16 protein-coding genes and 1 tRNA gene are annotated in these 21,614 nt (G+C 59.5%); 11 read left to right on the top strand and 6 right to left on the bottom strand.

Features of this window, described 5'->3' with window-relative positions; all coding sequences use genetic code 11:
- Window positions 1-5: 5 nt before the first annotated feature.
- The 4 genes from E4O92_RS04155 to rfaE2 all read left to right on the top strand — a co-directional run bounded on the left by E4O92_RS04155 (window position 6) and on the right by rfaE2 (window position 6,404).
- Complete coding sequence (locus E4O92_RS04155) at window positions 6-3,266, top strand: RHS repeat-associated core domain-containing protein (RefSeq protein WP_135188486.1); 3,261 nt, start codon at window positions 6-8, stop codon at window positions 3,264-3,266.
- Entirely contained in the window at window positions 3,256-3,897 is a 642-nt protein-coding gene (locus E4O92_RS04150) for a hypothetical protein (protein WP_135188485.1), read from the top strand. The genes E4O92_RS04155 and E4O92_RS04150 overlap by 11 nt, the downstream gene beginning before the upstream one ends.
- Before the next feature lie 755 nt (window positions 3,898-4,652).
- Window positions 4,653-5,864 carry a PilT/PilU family type 4a pilus ATPase gene (locus E4O92_RS04145; protein WP_135188484.1) on the top strand — a complete coding sequence of 404 codons (1,212 nt, stop codon included), beginning with the start codon at window positions 4,653-4,655 and terminating at the stop codon, window positions 5,862-5,864.
- Window positions 5,865-5,924: 60 nt separating this feature from the next.
- Window positions 5,925-6,404 carry a D-glycero-beta-D-manno-heptose 1-phosphate adenylyltransferase gene (gene rfaE2, locus E4O92_RS04140; protein WP_135188483.1) on the top strand — a complete coding sequence of 160 codons (480 nt, stop codon included), beginning with the start codon at window positions 5,925-5,927 and terminating at the stop codon, window positions 6,402-6,404.
- A 168-nt stretch (window positions 6,405-6,572) separates the two neighbouring features.
- Here rfaE2 and E4O92_RS04135 read toward each other — a convergent pair whose 3' ends face one another.
- Window positions 6,573-7,631: a 3-deoxy-7-phosphoheptulonate synthase gene (locus E4O92_RS04135; RefSeq protein WP_135188482.1), complete on the bottom strand. Its 1,059-nt coding sequence runs from the start codon at window positions 7,629-7,631 to the stop codon at window positions 6,573-6,575.
- Between the two features lie 108 nt (window positions 7,632-7,739).
- Between E4O92_RS04135 and ybiB the strand changes: the two genes are divergently transcribed.
- Window positions 7,740-8,717 carry a DNA-binding protein YbiB gene (gene ybiB, locus E4O92_RS04130; RefSeq protein ID WP_135188481.1) on the top strand — a complete coding sequence of 326 codons (978 nt, stop codon included), beginning with the start codon at window positions 7,740-7,742 and terminating at the stop codon, window positions 8,715-8,717.
- Here the strand turns inward: ybiB and E4O92_RS04125 are convergent.
- Entirely contained in the window at window positions 8,686-10,161 is a 1,476-nt protein-coding gene (locus tag E4O92_RS04125) for a ComEA family DNA-binding protein (protein WP_135188480.1), read from the bottom strand. The two genes, ybiB and E4O92_RS04125, sit on opposite strands and share 32 nt — an antisense overlap.
- A gap of 137 nt (window positions 10,162-10,298) precedes the next feature.
- Here E4O92_RS04125 and E4O92_RS04120 point away from each other — a divergent pair, with 137 nt between their 5' ends.
- From E4O92_RS04120 to E4O92_RS04095, 6 genes are all read left to right on the top strand, one after another.
- Window positions 10,299-11,510, top strand: a complete 1,212-nt coding sequence (locus E4O92_RS04120) for a BaiN/RdsA family NAD(P)/FAD-dependent oxidoreductase (protein WP_135188479.1) — start codon at window positions 10,299-10,301, stop codon at window positions 11,508-11,510.
- Window positions 11,511-11,664: 154 nt separating this feature from the next.
- Window positions 11,665-11,877, top strand: a complete 213-nt coding sequence (rpsU, locus tag E4O92_RS04115; RefSeq protein ID WP_005665410.1) for a 30S ribosomal protein S21 — start codon at window positions 11,665-11,667, stop codon at window positions 11,875-11,877.
- 133 nt (window positions 11,878-12,010) lie between these two features.
- Window positions 12,011-12,460, top strand: a complete 450-nt coding sequence (locus E4O92_RS04110) for a GatB/YqeY domain-containing protein (RefSeq protein WP_135188478.1) — start codon at window positions 12,011-12,013, stop codon at window positions 12,458-12,460.
- A 100-nt stretch (window positions 12,461-12,560) separates the two neighbouring features.
- Window positions 12,561-14,357: a DNA primase gene (gene dnaG / locus E4O92_RS04105; RefSeq protein ID WP_135188477.1), complete on the top strand. Its 1,797-nt coding sequence runs from the start codon at window positions 12,561-12,563 to the stop codon at window positions 14,355-14,357.
- A 228-nt stretch (window positions 14,358-14,585) separates the two neighbouring features.
- The gene (gene rpoD / locus E4O92_RS04100) at window positions 14,586-16,844 is read left to right on the top strand and encodes an RNA polymerase sigma factor RpoD (protein WP_135188476.1); all 2,259 of its coding nucleotides are present in this window, start codon (window positions 14,586-14,588) and stop codon (window positions 16,842-16,844) included.
- A 105-nt stretch (window positions 16,845-16,949) separates the two neighbouring features.
- A tRNA-Ile gene (locus E4O92_RS04095) sits at window positions 16,950-17,028 on the top strand.
- Window positions 17,029-17,131: 103 nt separating this feature from the next.
- Here E4O92_RS04095 and E4O92_RS24975 read toward each other — a convergent pair.
- From E4O92_RS24975 to E4O92_RS04080, 4 genes are all read right to left on the bottom strand, one after another.
- Complete coding sequence (locus tag E4O92_RS24975; protein WP_206076808.1) at window positions 17,132-18,649, bottom strand: T6SS immunity protein Tli4 family protein; 1,518 nt, start codon at window positions 18,647-18,649, stop codon at window positions 17,132-17,134.
- Window positions 18,628-19,287 carry a hypothetical protein gene (locus E4O92_RS25110; RefSeq protein ID WP_229483026.1) on the bottom strand — a complete coding sequence of 220 codons (660 nt, stop codon included), beginning with the start codon at window positions 19,285-19,287 and terminating at the stop codon, window positions 18,628-18,630. Before E4O92_RS25110 ends, E4O92_RS24975 begins: the two co-directional genes overlap by 22 nt.
- Entirely contained in the window at window positions 19,284-20,396 is a 1,113-nt protein-coding gene (locus tag E4O92_RS25105) for an esterase/lipase family protein (RefSeq protein WP_229483024.1), read from the bottom strand. Before E4O92_RS25105 ends, E4O92_RS25110 begins: the two co-directional genes overlap by 4 nt.
- Window positions 20,397-20,580: 184 nt before the next feature.
- Window positions 20,581-21,543, bottom strand: coding sequence for a ribonuclease Z (locus E4O92_RS04080; RefSeq protein ID WP_135188475.1), 963 nt, complete (start codon window positions 21,541-21,543; stop codon window positions 20,581-20,583).
- Window positions 21,544-21,614: the final 71 nt, after the last annotated feature.

Genomic DNA, 21,614 nt, shown 5'->3' with positions numbered 1-21,614 from the left:
GGCGCATGAATAACACCATTAAAAATCAGAACAATTTCGGGGAAGGCATGCAGAAGACGGAGCTAGGATTACATAAAGAAAATTGGCTTTGCGCGGCCTTGCTATTGGTAGTGCTGGGCGCGTCTAACGCATCGGTGGCGGAGGCAGGGACGACCACGACCGTTAAAACATATGAATACGACCCAGTCATCGGCTTTTTAGTGGCGGAGACCATTAATCCTGATAATGCGCAATATAGTGTCAAGACCACGTATACGTATTCTGAATACGGCAACATCTTGACAAGGACGGTTTCGTCAGGCGCGACTGGGCTCAACGGAGTCGTGTCGCGTACCGAAACGTATACCTATGACCCAATATATGGCATTTCACTCACTTCATACAAGAATGTCTTGGGACAAGACTCAAAAATGCAGCTTGATTGGTCGAACCTGCCGCTGTATGTGGAAAGCCTGAACGGACTTGCGACGACATGGGAGTACGATTATGCCGGAGTCGGACGGGTGCGCCGAATGACGAGACCAGACAATACTACTATCGATTGGAAGTATTCTCTGGCCGGTGAAGGGGGCGGATATTGGGTGGAAAGAAGCGAGTTGGCCGGGACTAAATTCGAGCGTGTATTGTATGATGCGCTTGATCGTGTCGTACGTACGGAGACGCCGGGATTCGACGGTAAAACCACCATACGCCAAGATATCGAGTATGACAACCTGGGGCGCAAATCGCGCACAAGCCGCCCCTACTATGTGGGGCAGCCAATCAAGTGGACCTCGTATTCGTATGACATCCTCAACCGAGTCACTGACGCGGTGGGTCCGGATGGTGCGCACGTGCAGACCGAGTACAATGGCTTGACCACGACAGTGACCGGTCCCCTGGGGCAGACGCGCACGACGATCAAGAACAGCCAAGGTCAGCTGCTGCAGGTCACGGACGCCAACAACAACTCGCTGACCTACGAATACGACGCGAACGGCAATCTCGTGAAGACCACGGACCCGATGGGGAACGTGACCACGATCACTTACGATCCGCTGAATCACAAGACGTCGATGACGGACCCGGACCTGGGAACGTGGAATTACGTGTATGACGTACTTGGTGAACTTGTGCAGCAGACTGACCCGAAAGGGCAGGTCACCACCTTCACATACGATTTGCTCGGCCGATTGACGAATCGTTCGGAGCCCGATCTCAAGAGCACTTGGACTTACGACATCTGCTCGATGGGAAAGGGCAAGTTGTGCAAGGTGAGCTCGGACAACGGCTACTCAAGTACCTATTCTTATGACAATCGGAGCCGATTGAAGACCACGGCGACAATGATTGGTTCGACCTACTCGACCTCGTTAACGTATGACAGTTACGGGCGAGTCCAAACGCAGTCATACCCGACCGGGCTGACGCTCAAGAATGTATACACATCCAAGGGAGGTTTCCTGAGCGAGATCCGCAACAACGCGACGAATGCGCTGTACTGGAGAGCCGATACGATGGATGCGGAGTATCATCTGACGCAGCAGACCTATGGCAACAACGTGGTGACGCGGCAAGTGTTTGACCCTGACACTGGTCAGGTGAAGTCGATCACCGCAGGGACCAACAATGCGGTGCAGAATCTGTCGTACACGTATGACCTGCAAGGGAACATGTTGTCACGCAGCGATGTGAACCAATCGCTGTCTGAAACCTTCCTGTACGACGCGCTCAATCGGTTGACCAGTAACACGGTCAATTCAGGTGGCGCCGGCATGACGACCCAGACCTATGGATATGACGCCATCGGCAATATGACGAGCCGATCGGATGTGGGCACCTATACCTACGGTGGGGTGAACGCCAAACCGCATGCGGCAGCCCAGATTGCGATGATCGATGGGACAATACGTCAGTTCGTCTATGACGCAGCCGGGAATCTGACGCAGGAAGTTCAGCGCGATGCGAACAACAACGTGATTGCTGCCAAGGGCCGGGAGGAATCCTGGACGAGCTTTAACATGCCCGTCTCCTTGGCTAACCCAAGCACCACGTTAACCTATGTGTACGGCCCGGATCACCAGCGAATCAAAATGACAGCCGGTGGGACGACCACCACGTATCTGCATCCGGACAATGCTGGAGGACTGCTGTACGAGCAGGATATGAAGCAGGATCGTACGATTGAGCACCGCCACTTCGTGACTGCCGGTGGCGGTGTGGTCGCGTTGATCAAGCAGATCGGAACGGGTGCACTCAATGTGCTGTATTTGCATCGTGATAATCTTGGCTCCACGACCGCTGTGACGAATTCCTCGGGGGCTGTTGTGGAGCGGATGGCGTATGAGCCATTCGGCAAGCGTCGTACGCCGGCAGGCGCGCTCGATCCGAACAATACCATCGCCGGTGTGAGCACCAACCGGGGCTTCACTAACCATGAGGAATTGGATAGTCTTGGCCTCGTTCATATGAACGGCCGAGTGTACGATCCGATGATTGCGCGGTTCATGTCGGCGGATCCGACCATTCCTCATCCCCAAAACATCCAGTCTTACAATCGCTATTCGTACGTCCGGAATAATCCCCTGGTGAATTTGGACCTTAATGGCTTTTATGATGAGGGAGACGGTGAAGAAGATGTCGAAGATAGTGCGCCCTCTGAAGGCAGCGGAGCAGGAGGCGGGGGTGGGGCGGGCACGATTCTTAGCGACAAGGACATCAAAACCGTCACAATACCCGTGAACTATAGCCCGCCTGGCGAAGGTATCTTTACCCCTCAATACGACCCAGATGACTATCCTGGTAAAGATATGGTTCAGGTTTTAGTCACGGGAACAAAGTTGGCTTCTGATGTTTGGAATGTCTCTTTTGGGAGTGATATCGAAAAGATAACCGCTTTCAATAGTCTTAAAGAGAATGCATGGGAATATGCCACAGCTATAGTGACGATCCGAGGCATGAAAGGTGCTCGTGCGAAAACTAAAATTGGCGCGCCACCGCCCAACATGAGTCCTCCTGGTGCAGGCCGTACAGGCGCTTTCAACGCAGCAAAGCGAGCTGCTGGCGTGCCGACAAGTCAACAGCCGAGCCGTGTTTTAAAGAACACAGATAAAAAAGGAAATCCTCAACCCGGCCGTATTTATGAGTTCGAGGTACCGGCGCCCGGTGGAGGCACACGTACCGTGAGAATTCGAGACGATTCAGCGGGGCACGATTTTGGTCCTGGTAATCCCCAGAATCGTGGGCCGCACTTTAACGATCCTGCAAAAGATCACTATGATTACTAAAATGGAAATAGATAGCACTCACGACATTTTTTGTAGAAATGACGTGTTGAATTTTGAAAAATTAACAGGCGCGAATTATGTGCTTGGCGGTGCAACGTGGCTGGCAAGCAGTCCCTCTGATATTGAATCAATGACATTCGTTTCGCGGTTTGTTTACGACGTTGTACAGCGTAATTTGAGCGGATATCAATTTTGGTTATTAATTGGGACAACAGCTTTGCAGCCTGATACGCGAATTACTCGTCACAAGAAGTTGTGGGGGGCGTTGAAATCGAGAGGCATAGAAATAATCGATGGCATCGATGCTCAGGAGGTTACCCATGAATTGGACGGCGGGCTGAAATTTTTTGGTGCAGTTCGGCTTTCTGAGAGCTCATTAAAATCGACCGCTAAAGCCGTCATGGAAGAACATTGCTCATATTTTTTAGCGTCTCCAAACGAATTTTCGATCCGTGATTTACTTAACATTGGATGGTCTGGAGATTTTTTTTTCAATGACACTAGTTTGCTTGCCTATGCTGCTGAACATGAAGTAGTTCTTTTCAAGCCTCTTGGTGAGTTCGATGACATTGGGGAACGAGGGCTTGGAGCTATCGGCAAACCGCAACTTCTGGAAAAACTCCTGATCTAGCCGGAAAACAAAAATATGATTGCCTGGCTGGCGAGTAAATTGAAAGCTTAGCCAAGGTGGGCCTGGATCAATGTGGTTCAAAAAACAGCTGCTCGAATTGTGCTGTGACGTAACAAAGTATGCTGCGAATGAGTGGCGAGGTTATGCGTGTGCTGGCGCTGTCGTTGATGAACGAGCGCCAGCGCGCGGTCGGCCTGGAGTCTAGCTAGGTAAGGTAAGGTAAGGTAAGGTAAGGTAAGGTAAGGACTTCACCTGCCAATGCTGGTTCTATGAGATGGCCATTGCCAGCCTGATTATGCAGGCGAAAGAATTGTTCTATTGTTTCGGCCGAGGTGTAGCGGGCGGGCCGGTGGCGGGACTAATATCACGAGACCCTGAAGCAAAAGGCCGACGCTGGACTATCTGACCAAGCACGGCCTGAATCTCAGGCGCGACGCAGCCACGGACACTGTCTTTGACGACTTGGGCCGTACCCAGTCCGTGTATTGGCCGCGTTATATGACAGATGCGGGAAGGGGGGCATTTGCCTATTCCTTCGTCTTTCTCCGTAAGTTGAGATGGCCGTTTTTGTTCCCTTGTCGGTACATCTGACGCTTGTATAACTGCAATGTTTTCTATTTGTCAATTAAATTTACGATGAGCAAGGGCGGCGAACGGAAAAACTCTCTCCCGGTACCTTACTCCTGGGCAAGTCAGCCGATATAATTGCCGAGCAGGCGGTCTTTTGCTCCCGCCCCATTGTCAGAAAGGCGCGCATGTCCTCGACCTTTGGCCCGGCCGAAGCCCAGGCTTATATCCACAAGCTGCTGACCGTCATGCATCACCAGGGCGGTTCCGACCTGTTCATTTCCGCTGACTTTCCGCCCAGTATGAAATACCAGGGTGCCATGAAGGCGCTGTCGCAGCAGCGCCTTTCCGGCGAGGTCACGCGTGCGCTGGCGCTGTCGCTGATGAACGAGCGCCAGCGCGCCGAGTTCGAGGCCGAGATGGAGTGCAACTTCGCGATCTCGCTGCCCGGCGTATGCCGCTTCCGCGTCAACGTCTTCGTCCAGCAGCAGAGCGTGGGCATGGTGGTGCGGACCATCGCGTCCGAGATTCCGAATTTTGAAAAGCTCGACCTGCCGGAAGTGCTGAAAGACGTGGTGATGACCAAGCGCGGGCTGGTGCTGGTCGTGGGTGGCACCGGCTCGGGCAAGTCGACCACGCTGGCGGCGATGATCGACTACCGCAATGCCAATTCGGCGGGGCACATCATCACCGTTGAAGACCCGGTCGAGTACGTCCACAAGAACAAGAACTGCCTGATCACGCACCGCGAGGTGGGGGTGGACACGCTGTCATGGCATAACGCGCTCAAGAACACGCTGCGCCAGGCGCCGGACGTGATTTTGATCGGCGAGATCCGCGACACGGAAACGATGGAACACGCGATCGCGTTCGCCGAAACCGGCCACCTGTGCCTGGGCACCCTGCACGCCAACAACGCGAACCAGACGATGGACCGGATCATCAACTTCTTCCCCGAAGAGCGGCGCAACCAGCTGTTGATGGACCTCTCGGCCAACCTGCGCGGGATTATTTCGCAGCGTCTGGTGCGCACGGAGGACGGCAGGGGCCGCAAGGCGGCGATCGAAATCCTGCTGAATACGCCGACCATCAGCGAGATGATCCTGAAGGGGAACTTTCACAGCATCAAAGAGATCATGCACAAGTCGCGCGAATTGGGCATGTGCACGTTCGACCAGGCGCTGTTCGAGCTCTATAACAAAGGCTACATCAGCTACGACGAGGCGATCCGCAACGCCGACTCGGCCAATGGCCTGCGCCTGCAGATCAAGCTTTCGGGCGATCGCAAGGGACCGGCGGAAGGCGGCACCGGCGTCAAGGCCGGCGAGCTTGCCCTGCAAGTGGAAGAGGAACCCGAAGACGAAACGCCGGACGGCCAGCAGCCTCCTACGAAACTTTAATCGTCAGGCCCAGAAGCGTCGCCGCCTTGGCGAGCTTCTCGCCGACACCAGCAACCGTTTATGCCCAACTTCGAAAACAAGATCTGCTCGCGCAGCGAGCTTGAACAACGTGTCGCCGCGCTGCCCAAGCCGGTGGTCCTCACTAACGGCGTGTTCGATATCCTGCACCGCGGCCACGTCACCTACCTAGCGCAAGCGCGCGAGCTGGGCGCGTCGCTGGTGGTGGCCGTGAACACGGACGCCTCGGTCAAGCGCCTGGGCAAGGGCGACGACCGGCCGCTCAACACGATGGCCGATCGCATGGCGGTGCTGGCGGCGCTGGAATCGGTGAGCCTGGTGGTCGAGTTTGACGAAGACACGGCGCTGGAAACCGTGCTGGAAGCGAAGCCCGAAATCTATGCCAAGGGCGGCGACTACGACATGAGGGCGATCCCGGAAGGGCAGGCGGTGCTTGCCTATGGCGGGCAGGCCGTCGCTATCGACTTTGAGCACGACCGCTCGACCACCAAGCTGGTGGCCAAGATTCGTCGTGCTACTTAGAGGTCGCCTCAAAAGGCTTTGTCACCGGCGTAGGGTGCGCACCTGTGCGCACGCGGTTCGCGAACGCCGCATAGCGAAATAGCAGCCGCAAGTCAGCAAACGGTGACCGCGTGCGCACAGGTCCTCGGCGGCCCCGCGCCCCCTACGCCCTCCGATTGAGCTGCGTCGTTACGGCCGCTGCAGCAGCTCCTGATGTGCGCTGCGCAGCATCGCTTCGGTATCTTCCCAGCCGATGCAGCCATCGGTCACCGAGCAGCCGTAGACCATTTGCGACAGGTCGTCCGGAATCGGCTGGTTGCCGCTGACGATGTTCGATTCGATCATCACGCCGACCAGCGACTGGTTCCCGTGGCGGATCTGCTGCATCACGTCCGACATCACCAGCGGCTGCAGTTCCGGCTTCTTGTAGCTGTTCGCGTGCGAGCAGTCGACCACCAGGTTGGCCGGCAGCCCGGCCTTTTTCAGCGCCTGCTCCGCAATCGCGACCGATACCGAGTCATAGTTCGGCCGGTCGCCGCCGCCGCGCAGCACCACGTGGCCGTAGGCGTTGCCGCTGGTGCGCACGATCGACACCGTGCCGCGGTCGCTGATGCCCAGGAATGAGTGCGGCTTGGACGAGGACAGCACGGCGTTGACCGCGATGCCGACATCGCCGTCAGTGCCGTTCTTGAAGCCGACCGGGGTCGACAGGCCGGAAGCCATTTCGCGGTGGGTCTGCGATTCGGTGGTGCGCGCGCCGATTGCGGTCCAGGCGATCAGGTCGCCCAAGTACTGCGGCGAAATCGGGTCGAGCGCTTCGGTCGCGGTGGGCAGGCCGAGTTCGCACACGTCGAGCAGGAACTGGCGCGCCTTTTCCATGCCCACGTCGACCCGGAACGAGTCGTCCATGTACGGGTCGTTGATATAGCCCTTCCAGCCGGTGGTGGTACGCGGCTTTTCGAAGTACACGCGCATCACGAGCAGCATCGTGTCCTCCACTTCGGCCTGCAGCTTCTGCAGGCGGCGTGCATAGTCCAGACCCGCTTGCGGATCGTGGATCGAGCACGGCCCTACCACCACGAACAGGCGCTTGTCCTTGCGGTCGAGGATGTTGCGCAGGGCTTCGCGGCCCTTCATGACGGTGTTGAAGGCGCGCTCGGTCAACGGCAGCTTGGCGTGCAGCTCGGCTGGCGTGGGCATTGCGGCGAAGGAGGAAACGTTACTGTTTTCGATGTCTGACGTGATCATTTTTTGGAGTGCTTAGTTTTCCGACGGGAATTCCCAGTGTAGCCCCAAATGGCGCGCCTTGCAGCCGGTTGGCCGGAAATTGGCAGGGAAGCGTGTAAGCTAGCGCCTATGCGAAACGATCAACAGGAATTCAAGGCCGCCCGCTTCATCAAGGAGATTGGGCGTGGACAGAAGGGCGCGCGCAGCATCTCGCGTGAGGAGGCGCGCGAGCTGTACACGGCTATGCTGGACGGACGGGTGTCCGACATCGAGCTGGGCGCGCTGCTGCTGGCGATGCGCATCAAGGGCGAATCGGTCGACGAGCTCGCCGGCTTTCTGGAGGCGGCGCATGACTCGTTTGCGCCGCTGCCGGCACCGGGAGGTGACTATGCGCCGGTGCTCATCCCCAGTTATAACGGTTCGCGCAAGCTGCCCAACCTGACGCCGCTGCTGGCCTTGCTGCTCGCGCGCGAGGGCGTGCCGGTGCTGGTGCATGGCGTGACCGTGGACCCGGGCCGCATCACGACAGCCGAGATCCTCGCCGAGCTGGGCGTGCCCGCGTCGGCCACCAGCGCGGACGTGGCCGCGGCGTTTGCCGCGCATCGCCCGGCGTTCATGCCGATCACGGCGCTGGCGCCCAAGCTGGCGCACATGCTGTCGCTGCGGGCGATACTCGGGGTGCGCAATTCGACACACACGCTGGTGAAGATCCTGCAGCCGTTCGATGGGCCGGCGCTGCGGCTGGTCTCGTACACCCACCCGGAATACCTGCAAACCCTCAGCGAATACTTCATGCTTGATGCCGGGGCCGGGCGCGGCGACGCGTTCCTGATGCGGGGCACCGAGGGCGAGACGGTGGCCAATCCCCACCGCGGGCAGCAGATCGACTGGTTCAATCGTGGCGTGCGCACGCTGCTGGCCGAACGCGACGCGCCGACCGATGAGCTGGCGGAGCTGCCGGAAGGACGCGACGCGGCCGGCACCGCAGCCTGGATCGAGGCCGTGCTGCGCGGCGAGGCGCCGGTGCCCGCGCCGATAGCCGGGCAGGTGGCGCATTGCGTGGCGGCGGCGCGCTCTATTCGCGCCGGTTCGGTCCCATCCGCTTAAGTTCCTGCGCCATTGCCTCGAACGCGCGCGCCTGCGGCGCGTCCAGCCCTGCGCGCGCGGCGAAGTCGGCGATGCTGGTGAAATTACCATCCCTGGCGCGGCTGGCCAGCGCCCGTTCGCACGCGTTCGCGTCGATGCCGGGCAGGGCCAGCAGGTGTTCGCGTTCCGCGGTGTTCAGGTCGACGACCAGCGGCTGGCCCGCCACTTTGTGGCCGGGGTGGGCAAGCCACAAGGCGGGGCCGGCGTGCGCGGCCAGCTTGTCGGGATGGGCCTGCACTTGCGCCAGCTCGGCGTCGAACTGTTTGCGAATCGCCTGTAGCGCGGGCACGAAGGCGTCGCCGTCGCCAAGGCGGCCCGGTGCGGCCAGTGCCTCGGTGGCTGCTTTGATCTCGGGTGAGCTTAACGCGCCATAGGTAGTCTGCGTCAGCGTGGTGACGAAGCGTTGGCCCTCGGCCGGGTCGGTACGCTGCATCGCTTGCGCCAGCGCGGGCAGCAGGGCGGTGTCGGCGTCGAGCTTGTCGGCGGAAAGCGCGCGCAGCGAGCGGAACATCGGCGCGTAGCGCGCGGCGAGGCCCGCGCGGCTGCTTGGGGCCAGCTGGCGGTAGAACACGGTGGCGAGCACGCCTTCGGTCGCCAGCATCTGCGGCGCATTCTTCAGGCGCGCCCGGTCGAACAGCGTGGACAGGTCGTGGCGCACGATCGCATCGTCCGCGCCATCGGGCGTGACCTGGCGGTGGACGAACCAGTTTTGGCGCATGCCGATGATGCGGCTTTCGCGGTCCAGGTTGCTCAGCCAAAGCGGCAGGAAGGGTTTGCCTTCCAGCCCGGCGTCGAAGGCGCGCAGGCGTTCGTTGCCGGTCAGGAGGCTCGCGATACCCTGGAAGTGGGTCGCCCAGCCTTCGTCGAACGCGGTGGGCTGGTCGGTGACGCTGAAGCTGTGGTGCTCGGTGCGGGAATAGCCGTTGGGCAGATTGGGGACCAGGCGGCGCAGTATCACGTGCCCCAGTTCGTGTGCGAAGATCTCTTCAAAGCTGCCGTCGGCGATGCTCGCTTCGTTGACCACCAGGTCGACCATCGGTTCGTCCACCCAGCGCATGGCGCTGCCGTCCTGCAGCCAGAACCCGCGCCGGGCGAATCCGCCGTCTTCCTGCGCCAGCTGCAGCCAGGTGGTCTGTTTGCCGGCTCCGGCCACCTGCATCGCCAGTTCGTCGAGTTCCAGCATGGAGGCGGTGAACCCGTGCGCGGCTTCGCGCTGCAGGGCGGAGAACAGCTTGCCGTCGCGCACGCGCGTGAGGACCGGGGCGCTGCCCTTGCCGTCGGGGACGGGGCGGGTGGCGGGAGCGTTGTCGTGCAGCGCAGGCGCCAGCACGCCGAGCTCGGCGCTGGCAGCCAGGCCGGCTGCCGTCATCAGCACGGCGGCGGCAAGAAGGCGAAGTCGTGTCATCTTCAATGATTACTAGTGAAATGGCGAGCAAGCATAGCGTCACATATTAGTGTTGTGTTCAAAATCTGATATGCATGCGGCCGCCACTCCCAGCGATTACAATGGCGGGTTTTCGGCAAGGGATGGCGGCGGCGCAGATGGCAAAACAGTTCGATGTGGCAGTGATCGGCGCGGGCGCGGCGGGGATGATGTGCGCCGCTACGGCTGGCCAGCGCGGCAAGCGCGTGGTGCTGATCGACCACGCCGAGCGGCTGGCGGAGAAAATCCGCATCTCGGGTGGCGGGCGCTGTAACTTCACCAACATCAATGCCGGGCCGCAGAATTACCTCTCCGAGAATCCGCACTTCTGCCGCAGCGCACTGTCGCGCTATACGCCCCAGGATTTTCTCGCGCTCGTGAAACGGCACCGGATCGCCTGGCACGAAAAGCATCGCGGCCAGCTGTTCTGCGACGACTCGTCCGAGCAAATCATCCGGATGCTCAAGGCCGAGTGCGATGCCGGGAATGTCAGCTGGCGCATGCCATGCAAGATTGCCGCGTTTGAGAAGACGGCGGACGGCTTCGTGCTCAAGACCGACCAGGGCGAGATCGCGGCGCGTAATGTAGTGGTGGCAACCGGTGGCCTCTCGATCCCCAAGATCGGGGCGACCGATCTGGGCTATCGCGTTGCCAAGCAGTTCGACCTGAAGGTGGTCGAGCCGCGCCCGGGCCTGGTGCCGCTGACGTTCGACGGGCCGGGCTGGGCGCCGTTTGCGCCGCTGGCCGGGATCGCGCTGGAAGTCGATGTCGAGACTGGTTCGGGCAAGGGCCGCAACGCCAAGCGCGGATATTTCCGCGAGGACTTGCTGTTCACGCACCGCGGGCTGTCGGGGCCAGCCATCCTCCAGATTTCAAGCTACTGGCAGCCGGGCACGCCGATTCTGCTGAACCTGTTGCCCGAGATCGATGTGGCGCAGGTGCTGATCGAATCGAAGACGACATTGAAGAAGCAGCTGGGCAATCTGCTGTCGCAATGGTTGCCGGCGCGGCTGGCCGAGGGCTTGCTCCTTGCCAAAGGGTTCGCGCCGGATGCGCGTCTGGCCGACATGCCCGACGCCAAGCTGCGCCAGCTCGGCGATGCGATCAACCGCTGGGCCATCGTACCGACCGGCTCGGAGGGCTACCGCAAGGCCGAGGTGACGCTGGGCGGCGTCGATACGCGCGAGCTGTCGCAGCAGTCGATGATGGCCAATAAGGTGCCAGGGCTGTATTTCATCGGCGAAACGGTGGACGTGACCGGTTGGCTGGGCGGGTACAACTTCCAATGGGCATGGGCGTCGGGCTTTGCTGCGGGCTCGGCCATTGAATGAGGCAGGGACTATCGCTCGACGTACGAATGCGGCGATTTCTCCCGCCAATGTGGCAATTCATGCACACCTAATGCTTGTCCTGATAAATTCTTCCAATGCTTTCCAAAAGCTGTTAGAATCTCTTTCTTCCCAAAATCCAACGGTTTGATTTTACATGACCACTATCCGCCTTAAAGAAAACGAGCCGTTCGAAGTCGCTATGCGTCGCTTCAAGCGCACTATCGAAAAGACCGGTCTGCTGACGGAACTGCGCGCACGCGAGTTCTACGAGAAGCCTACTGCCGAGCGCAAGCGCAAGCTGGCAGCTGCTGTGAAGCGTCACTACAAGCGCATCCGCAGCCAGCAACTGCCGAAGAAACTGTACTAAGACGGTTCAGCGCGGCTGTTCCGGCGATGGCCCAGGCCTGTCGCGGTGGCTGCTGACTGAAGTGTCATAGAGACCCGCTCCGGTTGTCACCGCGGCGGGTTTTCGTATTTGTACCCATCGCCACGAGGATCCCATGAGCCTGAAAGAACAGATCACCGACGACATGAAGGCCGCCATGCGCGCCAAGGAAAGCGGCAAGCTGACGACGATTCGCCTGCTGCTGGCCGAAATCAAGCGCAAGGAAGTCGATGAGCGCATCGAGCTGAACGACCAGCAGACGCTGGCCATCATCGACAAGATGATCAAGCAGCGCAAGGACTCGATCACGCAATTCGAAGCTGGCGGGCGCGCGGACCTGGCCGACAACGAACGGGCCGAACTGGTTGTGCTGCAGGCATACATGCCGGCCGGCTTGTCGGATGAGGAAGTTGCCGCCGAAGTGGCCGCCGCCGTGGCAGCGACCGGTGCGGCCGGTCCGCAGGACATGGGCAAGGTGATGGGCATCCTCAAGCCCAAGCTGGCCGGCCGTGCCGATATGACGGCCGTGTCCGCGCAAGTGAAGAAAGCACTCGCCGGCGCTTGATGTGGAACAATTGGCCCTGCCTGGGCCGTGTCTTGTTGCAGATCAACCTGCAGCGAGCGCTGCGGTATAGTCTGACTTTAGACAAACACTGTTATCCCAAGTGATTCCGCAATCATTCATTACCGATTTGCTCAACCGCGTCGACATCGTCGATGTGGTTGGGCGCTATGTCCAGCTGAAAAAGGGCGGCGCCAATTACATGGGGCTGTGCCCGTTCCACAACGAAAAGTCCCCCAGTTTCACCGTCAGCCCGACCAAGCAGTTCTATCATTGCTTTGGCTGTGGCGCCCATGGCACCTCGATCGGATTCCTGATCGAGTACTCCGGGCAGGGCTTTGTCGATGCCGTCAAGGACCTGGCCCAGAGTGTTGGCATGGTCGTGCCCGATTCCGACGACAAGATTCCGCCCGCCCAGCGTGCCGCGCAGCAGGCGCAATCGCTGGCGATGACCGATGCCTTGCAGCAAGCGTGCGATTACTACCGGGGCCAGCTGCGCCACGCCCCCAACGCGGTCGCCTACCTGAAAGGCCGCGGCCTGACCGGCGAAATCGCGGCCCGCTTCGGCATGGGCTATGCGCCTTCTGGCTGGGATAACCTGCGTTCGGTGTTCCCCGATTACGGGGCGCTGGCGCTGGTGGAATCGGGTCTGGTGATCGACCGTGTCGACGAGGATGGCAGCAACAAGAAGCGCTATGACCGTTTCCGCGAACGCATCATGTTCCCGATCCGGAACACGAAAGGGCAGGTGATCGGCTTTGGCGGCCGCGTGCTCGACGGCGGTGAACCGAAATACCTGAACTCGCCGGAAACGCCGCTGTTCCAGAAAGGCTTGGAACTGTACGGTTTGTTCGAGGCGCGCCAGGCGATCCGCGACGCGGGCTACGTGCTGGTGACGGAAGGCTACATGGACGTGGTCGCGCTGGCCCAGCTCGGTTTTCCGCAAGCGGTGGCGACCCTGGGCACGGCCTGCACCAGCACCCACGTGCAGAAGCTGCTGCGCCAGACCGACAACGTGATCTTCAGTTTCGACGGCGACAAGGCCGGCCGGCGCGCCGCCCGGCGCGCACTGGAGGCCTGCCTGCCGCAGGTGTCGGACAACAAGACGATCAGGTTCCTGTTCTTGCCGCAAGAGCACGACCCGGACAGTTTCGTGCGCGAACGGGGCGCGGAAGCATTCGAGCAGGAAATCCACGACGCGATGCCGCTGTCGCAGTTCCTGCTGCGCGAAGTGACCGCAGAGCACGACCTGGACAGCCCCGAGGGACGCGCGCGCGCCCAGTTCGAGGCCAAGCCGCTGCTGCAGGCGATGGCGCCGTCCGCGCTGCGGCTGCAGATCGTGCGCGGGCTGGCCAGCCTTACCCAATCCACGCCGGCGGAAATCGAAAGTCTGTTTGAGTTGTCTAAGCCGGTGGCGGTGGCAAGGAAAGCGCCGCCGCGCCAAGGCCGGCCGGAGCCGGTGGGGCTGGAAAAGCAGATGCTGCGCATCCTGGTAGCGCATCCGACGCTCGCGCTGGGCCTGGACGAAGCGGCGCTGGTCGCGTTCAACACGTTTGGCGAGGACGCGGCCGATCGCCTGTGCCAACTGGTTGCGACCGCGCAAGCGCTGGGAGCGAACGGGAGTTTTGCCGTGCTGTCAGAGCTACTGAAAGAAGCTGGAACCGAATACGATGCAATGATTGCCGAAATTGCCTCGGAGCCGGAATCGGACATTGATGCTGATCGAATCTGGATCGCGAGCGCTGTGAGGCAGATCAAGATGAACGCGTTAAAAATGGAGCTTAACCAGTTGTTTTCTTCCGGGTTGACCCCAGATCAGGTCAGTGCCCGCTATCGTGAAATCACGGCCCAGCAAGACCTGCTTGCGCGGGAGGAAGCAGCAGCAATGGCACCCCGATGAACGCGCTCATCACGCGCCGCGCAGCCGGTGCTTGCAGGTAGAAAACCCGGGGGTGCGTGCTATAATAAAACGCTAACTATTGCAAGCTTTGAAACGATTTTTCGTGTCAAATGCGGCGAGGAGTTTCAGTTAGCGGGGCAACAGATTTGTGCCTGCAGGGTGATGTAAGGTAACAAAACTTTATCTTTAACCATCGTAAGCTAGTCGTTTGTGACTTCGAAAGCGCCTGTGCCAACCAAGAAACCCGAACCCAAAGTGACTGCCAAGTCCACCAAAGTGTCCGCCAAGGCTGCGGACAAATCGCAAGACAAGGCAGAAGCCCGCACCGCGAGCTCTGCGCCTGTTGTCAGCCAGACTACCGATGCGGCCGCGTTGGCCGCGATCGATACGTCGGGTTACGTGCTGCCGACCGTGAAGGTGCCGGGGCGGCGCGGGCGCAAGCCGAAGGAATTCCAGCCTGAGAACGACGAGGTCGCCGCGCTCAACGCGGTCGAGCGCGCCGAGCTCAAGGCTGTCGACAAGGCCAAGGCCAAGGACCGCAAGGCCAAGGAAAAGGCCTTGCTCAAGGACGCCTTCTCGTCCGACTCCGAGGCGAGCGAGGAAGAACTCGAGGTCCGGCGCCAGAAGCTCAAGGCCCTGATCAAGCAGGGCAAGGAGCGCGGCTTCCTGACCTATGCCGAGATCAATGACCACCTGCCGGACAACATTGTCGATCCGGAAGCGATCGAAGGCATCATCGGCACCTTCAACGACATGGGCATTGCCGTGTACGAACACGCGCCCGATGCCGAAACGCTGCTGCTGTCCGATAACGTTGCCACCGTCACCTCCGACGACGAAGCAGAGGCTGCCGCCGAGGCGGCGCTCTCGACCGTCGACTCCGACTTTGGCCGCACCACCGACCCCGTGCGCATGTACATGCGCGAGATGGGCTCGGTCGAACTGCTCACCCGTGAAGGCGAGATCGAAATCGCCAAGCGCATCGAAGATGGCCTGAAGGACATGATCCAGGCGATCTCGGCGTGCCCGGTAACGATCGCCGAAATCATCGAAGTGGCGCACCGGATCGAACACGACGAAGTCAAGATCGACGAGATCGTCGACGGCATGGTCGACCCGGACGAAGCCGAGGAAGGCGCGCCGGCCGTGGCCGCGAACGCCACCGATGGCGACGAGGACGAGGAAGAAGACGAGGAAGAGGAAGAAGAGGAAGAGGAAGAAGAGGCCAGCGCCAGCCCGGGCGCGGCGGGTTACTCCGCCGAGCAGCTGGAAGCGCTGAAAGGGGCTTCGCTCGAGAAATTCGACCAGATCGAGCAGCAATTCGACAAGATGCGCAAGGCCTACGAGAAGGAAGGCTACAACTCGAAAGGCTACCTGAAGGCGCAGGAAGCGATCTCCAACGAGCTGCTCGGCATCCGCTTTACCGCCAAGGTCGTTGAAAAGCTGTGCGACACGCTGCGCGGCCAGGTCGACGAAGTGCGCCACATCGAAAAGCAGATCCTGGACGTGGCCGTGAACCGCTGCGGCATGCCGCGCGCCCACTTCATCAAGGTCTTCCCGGGCAACGAAACCAACCTCGAGTGGGTCGATGCCGAAGTGGCTGCCGGCCACGCGTACAGCGCGATCCTGAGCCGCAACGTGCCGACGATCAAGGAACTGCAGCAACGCCTGATCGACCTGCAAGCGCGCGTCGTGCTGCCGCTGCCGGATTTGCGTAACATCAACCGCCAGATGGCGGCCGGTGAAATGAAAGCGCGCAAGGCCAAGCGCGAAATGACCGAGGCCAACCTGCGCCTGGTGATTTCGATCGCCAAGAAGTACACGAACCGCGGCCTGCAGTTCCTCGACCTGATCCAGGAAGGCAATATCGGCCTGATGAAAGCGGTGGACAAGTTCGAATACCGCCGCGGCTACAAATTCTCGACCTACGCGACGTGGTGGATTCGCCAGGCAATTACACGCTCGATCGCGGACCAGGCGCGCACGATCCGTATTCCGGTGCACATGATCGAGACGATCAACAAGATGAACCGGATTTCGCGCCAGATCCTGCAGGAGACGGGGGCCGAGCCCGATCCGGCGACGCTCGCGGTCAAGATGGAGATGCCCGAGGACAAGATCCGCAAGATCATGAAGATCGCGAAGGAGCCGATCTCGATGGAAACGCCGATCGGCGACGACGACGATTCCCACCTGGGCGACTTCATCGAGGACAACAACACGCTGGCGCCGTCGGACGCGGCGCTGCACGCCTCGATGCGCGGCGTGGTGAAGGACGTGCTCGATTCGCTGACGCCGCGCGAAGCGAAAGTGCTGCGCATGCGCTTTGGCATCGAGATGTCGACCGACCACACGCTGGAAGAGGTGGGCAAGCAATTCGACGTCACGCGCGAGCGGATTCGCCAGATCGAGGCGAAGGCATTGCGCAAGCTGCGCCACCCGTCGCGCTCGGACAAGCTGAAGAGTTTCCTCGAAGGCAGCGGCTAAGGCTTGACGGGGCTGCGGTAAAGGCAATATGCTCTCGCCACTTCGTTTGGTGCTGAACAGCATCCGGGGTGGCGAGCTGTCAGCGTATCCCGATCACACGAGTTTGGGCCTCTAGCTCATGCCTGGTTAGAGCAGCGGACTCATAATCCGTTGGTGCCCGGTTCGACTCCGGGGGGGCCTACCAATCAAATCAAGAGCTTACGCTATTTTTCGGGGCTCCTGGAGTTCCGCAAAATAGCGTGAGTTCCGCAAAAACTCATCTCGTTAGCGGTTGACGCGGGCATTGTTCAACCTTTCTTCTGGGGTGAGGTCTCTTCGTTCCGACTGCTCTCGTTCGTGCCGCCTCCGGTGTCTTTTACAGCCACCTTGTTGTCGGGGGCTTGCGCGATTTTTGTCGTCTGCGAGGTCGTATCGGCGCGAGTGGGCGCATCTTCGTAGCTGACTAGTTTCCACACCGTCGCCGTACGGTAAGAAGGCTTTTCTCCTTTGAGCCTTTGCCAAATGGATGGTTCTCCAAGCGATATCACATGCGGCATGCGCTCGCCTGCCTTGATGTGCTGACGCCGGCCACCTTCAATAACTCTCGATTCATCGGACTCCCACCACCCGGTTTGTGGGCATATGCGTCCAGTTGCGGCAAGTTCGCCAAGTGGAAGGTGCGGCCCCGGACCGGTTTCGCTGGTCTTGACCGGCGTGGCACTTGTTGGGCGCACGCGGATGGTGCTGGTGATTTTGTCCCATACCGCGACCGCTTCTTCATCTGTCAGGCTGGCTTTGGTCGCGCCAGCTGCGTTGTCAGCAACGCCGGTCTGCATCCGTATGTCTGCATAGGGTTTCAGTGGGTCTGACGGTACGCCCCTGAAATCCATCGCGAAATCATGGATCGAGTGTACTTCCGGCTGTTCTGGCGTACGCGACAGTGCTTCAAACCCCTCAAGCCAGTCATGGATCTGGCGCGCCCCTCTGCGCAGGTATTTGGTTTTCAGCAGCGGATGGTTGGGATCCTGGGCTTTCTCGTCCTTCTCAACCCTGTTGAGCTGCCACTCCAGGGAGTCGCTTTCTGAGTAATATGGGTTCGACGGCGTAACAAAAATCGAGAGGTGCGTGTCTGGAAACTCCTTCAGCCGGAAACCGATACGAATGAGTTCCGCGGGCGGTTCCTTATCTGGAACTGGCTTGTCAGGTAGGAAGGCATGTTCGATACAGTTACCAGGCTCGGTGGGGATTTCGTTTTCAGCACGTTGCCGCAGGCGTCTGGCGATGCTCTTGATGAGTGCTATGGTCTCATCTTTATCGTCTCTCAAAGGGCGGGTATCAATGACAACGCCGTCATTGTTCAATTTAAAGTATCCGTTGATTTTGAGTCCGTTAACGGCTTCAAAATCCTCATAACCGGTAACGATTTTTCCTGCGGGTTGAACCACATCTTCAACCGATAGCAGCAAGGGGACGTCATTGTGATAGATGGCCTTTTCGCCTTTGAGTTCATCAATGAACTTTTGCGCAAACACATTCACTTCAGCTATACCGTTAGGGACGACGCTCACACCCAGCGGCGCATCAGCTTCCCCCCAGACGACGGCTGCCGATACCGGCACATCGACCATGAACCGCCCAAAGCATACGGTTTTGGTTTTCTCAAATATGGGTTGGAGACGGGGCGTGAGGGCGGTCATATTTGGCGTCTTCCATTCTTTGGGGTTGCGATCGCAGGCGGTGAGCGTCAAGACTGCAGCGGCGAGCGGAACAAGGCACAGGCGTTGAATAGCGGTCATAAGCATCGTTATCCCTTCCCACATGTCCATGTTGCCTTCTGAGCGATGCGCACAATGCTGTACAAGGTCGAGGCGATCGCTCCAGGGTTTTTGTAACTTGACTGATGTTCATAACCAGTCTGGCGGAACACGCCCTTGAACATGCCACTGTTCAGCTGATGGTCGGCGGATCTGGCGGGTACGGTCTGGTCGCCTGGCGCGGAAGGTGGACGGATGGTGGCATGTATCGGGTCGGGCACTTCAAAGGTATCGGAAATCGGCTGGAAGGTCTTAATGTTAGGACTTAACGGATCCCATCGAACAAGTTCCAGCCGCCCTTGCCGGGTGTCACCAAGGATGGGCCAATCTTGCCAGCCAGCGGGGTCGGCGCAGTTCTTGTCGATTTCCCATATCACTTCGCTGAAGCTCCGCCGCGCCTGGTCGGCGCCGTAATGCGCGTAGCTGTTGGGGTGATATGTATGCGCGATTGTCTGGTGGAAATTCTGGGCCTTATCTAAATAATCGCACGTCCGCTTGAATGTGCCGCCCCCTTTGCTTAGAGGTAGTCGAGAAGGATTGATCCATTCTTCCCGGAACAGTGCATACCATTTGTCCCGCACTCTGTAGATTTCTTTGTACGGATCGCCCTGTTTTGGCCATGCATCCAGGTCGCGTCCATTGTGCGTCACGCGCAGCCAGCCATTCCCATAGGACTCCGTAGGCAATAACTGCAACCCGCCCGGAGCATTTGCCAGCACAGCTGTACCTCGTCGCCATAATTGCCGGCCACCTTGGCGGCGAGACTGTCTTCCGGGCCGAAAGCCACGCCGTAATCCTCGAATCCCGCTCTCATGCGCTTGTAGGCGGCCGGGGCGCCAATGGCTGGCATCACGCCATGGACGATGCCCAGCACCTTGTCCTGCAAATTGCCGTACTTAGGGTGAACCAGCGCTCGTCCGACCAGCCCACCCATGGAATGAGTCACGACAATCACCTGATTACATTCATAACCGGACTGGTTGAAATCGTTGATGACCTGCTCGATGCGCTTGGCGATAATTTTGGCGCTGTCCCCATTCGACTGCAGCCAGTTATAGCCAAAGGCATAAACAGCAAACCAACAGCCCGTGGCGACCTTCTTTAGTTCGTCCTCGGTCAATGCCTGCTGCGGCGAACTACGATCGGCCGCCCAATGGGAATGTGGCTTGATGCCGACAACATCGCGCCACTCCTGCCGGAGCTTGCCATCGCAAAAAGTATTGTTGAGGCGCGATTCAAGATGCTGCAATAACTCCCCATAGCTTTTGAAAAAGACTTCCCCCCAGCCTCGCGCCCGCGCCTTTTGTACGGCAGTGCGCCTGTTCTTCGCGGTAGGCGGGTCGTCGGTCAGCAATGGAGAGAAAAAGCTGCTGTCGAGTTTGACGTTCGCATGCCGTCCATCGCCGCTAACGTCAGACGGCCCGGAGGAATCGTAGATATCGACTGTAGTTTGCAGCGGATCCAGCCGCAGTTGACGCTGTTTCGGAGTGGCATTGGCGGCATTGCCGATATTCGACGAGCCAAGCATGTACGGCCGCCACGCGATGTTGTCCTTTTGATGCAGTTCCTGTTGCCGCTTCGCGCTCATGCGCAGATTCGATCCCATGATCCCGGGCAGAAAAACGATCGGCAGTACCCGTTTGGGGAGAAACCTGGCGCATTGCGGCTTTTTGTCCTGTTGTGGTGTCGCGAAGCCTTCGGCTATGAGGGCGGCACCGTCGTTTTGTCGCGCGGGTAACGGGTATTCTGCGGTCGTCATCGTATTCCTCTCGGTCAACCCGGTCGCATCGCTGCGCACCTCTAAGCGCCATCCGTACCAGGCCAGGATAGTGGGCGGCAGCACGGTAAGGACATTGATCGATGGTAAATACCGGGGCCAGCGTTGATGTTGACGAGCATCAATGCGACTTTACATATTTGGGAAATGGAACCGACCAGATATTTCAGCTCGCCTTCGCAAGATTGCCCGCCCTGTCGAGTACATATCGCTCAAAGTCATTTGCCAGGAACAGCTTGCCGGTATAGGCCGCTCGTGCTTCGGCTTCGATATCCGCAATCGAGGGTGATTCTGCCTGTTCCTGATAACGTGGACTGAAGTGCGTGAGCACGAGATTCCTGATGCCGGCGTTATTGGCAAACTGCGCCACCATTTTCGCTGAACTGTGCTGGGGCCACGGTCCCATCTTGTGCAGGATATCGTCCGTATAGGTGGCTTCGTGGATCAGCACGTCGGCGGTCCTGGCCTCCACGGCCAACAGCTCCGGCGTATCGTTGTCGCCGCCGACAATGGTCTTGCGCCGCTTGCGTGGCGGTAGAAGGTAGTTGCGGGCGTTCAGGATGCGGCCGTCGGGCAGCATGACGTCGTCACCTTGTTGAATCTGGCCCCAAATCGGTCCGGGGGGAATGCCTTCGTCGTTCAGCTTTGCCACGTCCACCTTGTGTTCGACCGTTCTCTCGGTAAAGCTGTACGCGTAGGAAGGAACCCTGTGCGACAGCGCGGTGATGTGCACCTCCAGGTCGGGCAGGACGTCGGTTTTTCCCAGGTGTTCCACCGCCACGAATTCGATGGGATAGGGAAGGCCAAGCTCGCTGGTTTCCATTATGCAGCGGACAAATTGCTCGAGCGGGCGTGGTCCCACGATGTACATCTGTTCGGTCCGGTTGAACATGCCGGCGCTGGCGAGCAGTCCGGGCAGGCCGTAGCAGTGGTCGCCATGCATGTGGGTGATGAAGATCGCGCGCAGGTTCCAAAGCGATAGGCTGGTATGGAGGATGCGGTGTTGGGTTCCCTCGCCGCAGTCGATCAGGGACCAGTGGCTGGCGCCTTCGGAGCGCAGCGCAAGGCCGGACACGTTGCGGGTCTTCGTTGGCGTGCCGGAGGAGGTGCCGAGGAATTGGAATTCCATCTGGACTTTCTCTGAGTGAGAAACGTTGGCGGAGACGTCTGTGTGCGCGGAAGGCGAGGTACGACGATAGC

This window comes from Massilia horti, assembly GCF_004614195.1.
Classification (GTDB): domain Bacteria; phylum Pseudomonadota; class Gammaproteobacteria; order Burkholderiales; family Burkholderiaceae_D; genus Telluria; species Telluria horti.
Note: the sequence above shows the minus strand (reverse complement) of the source record. Positions and strands in the feature narration are given on the sequence as shown.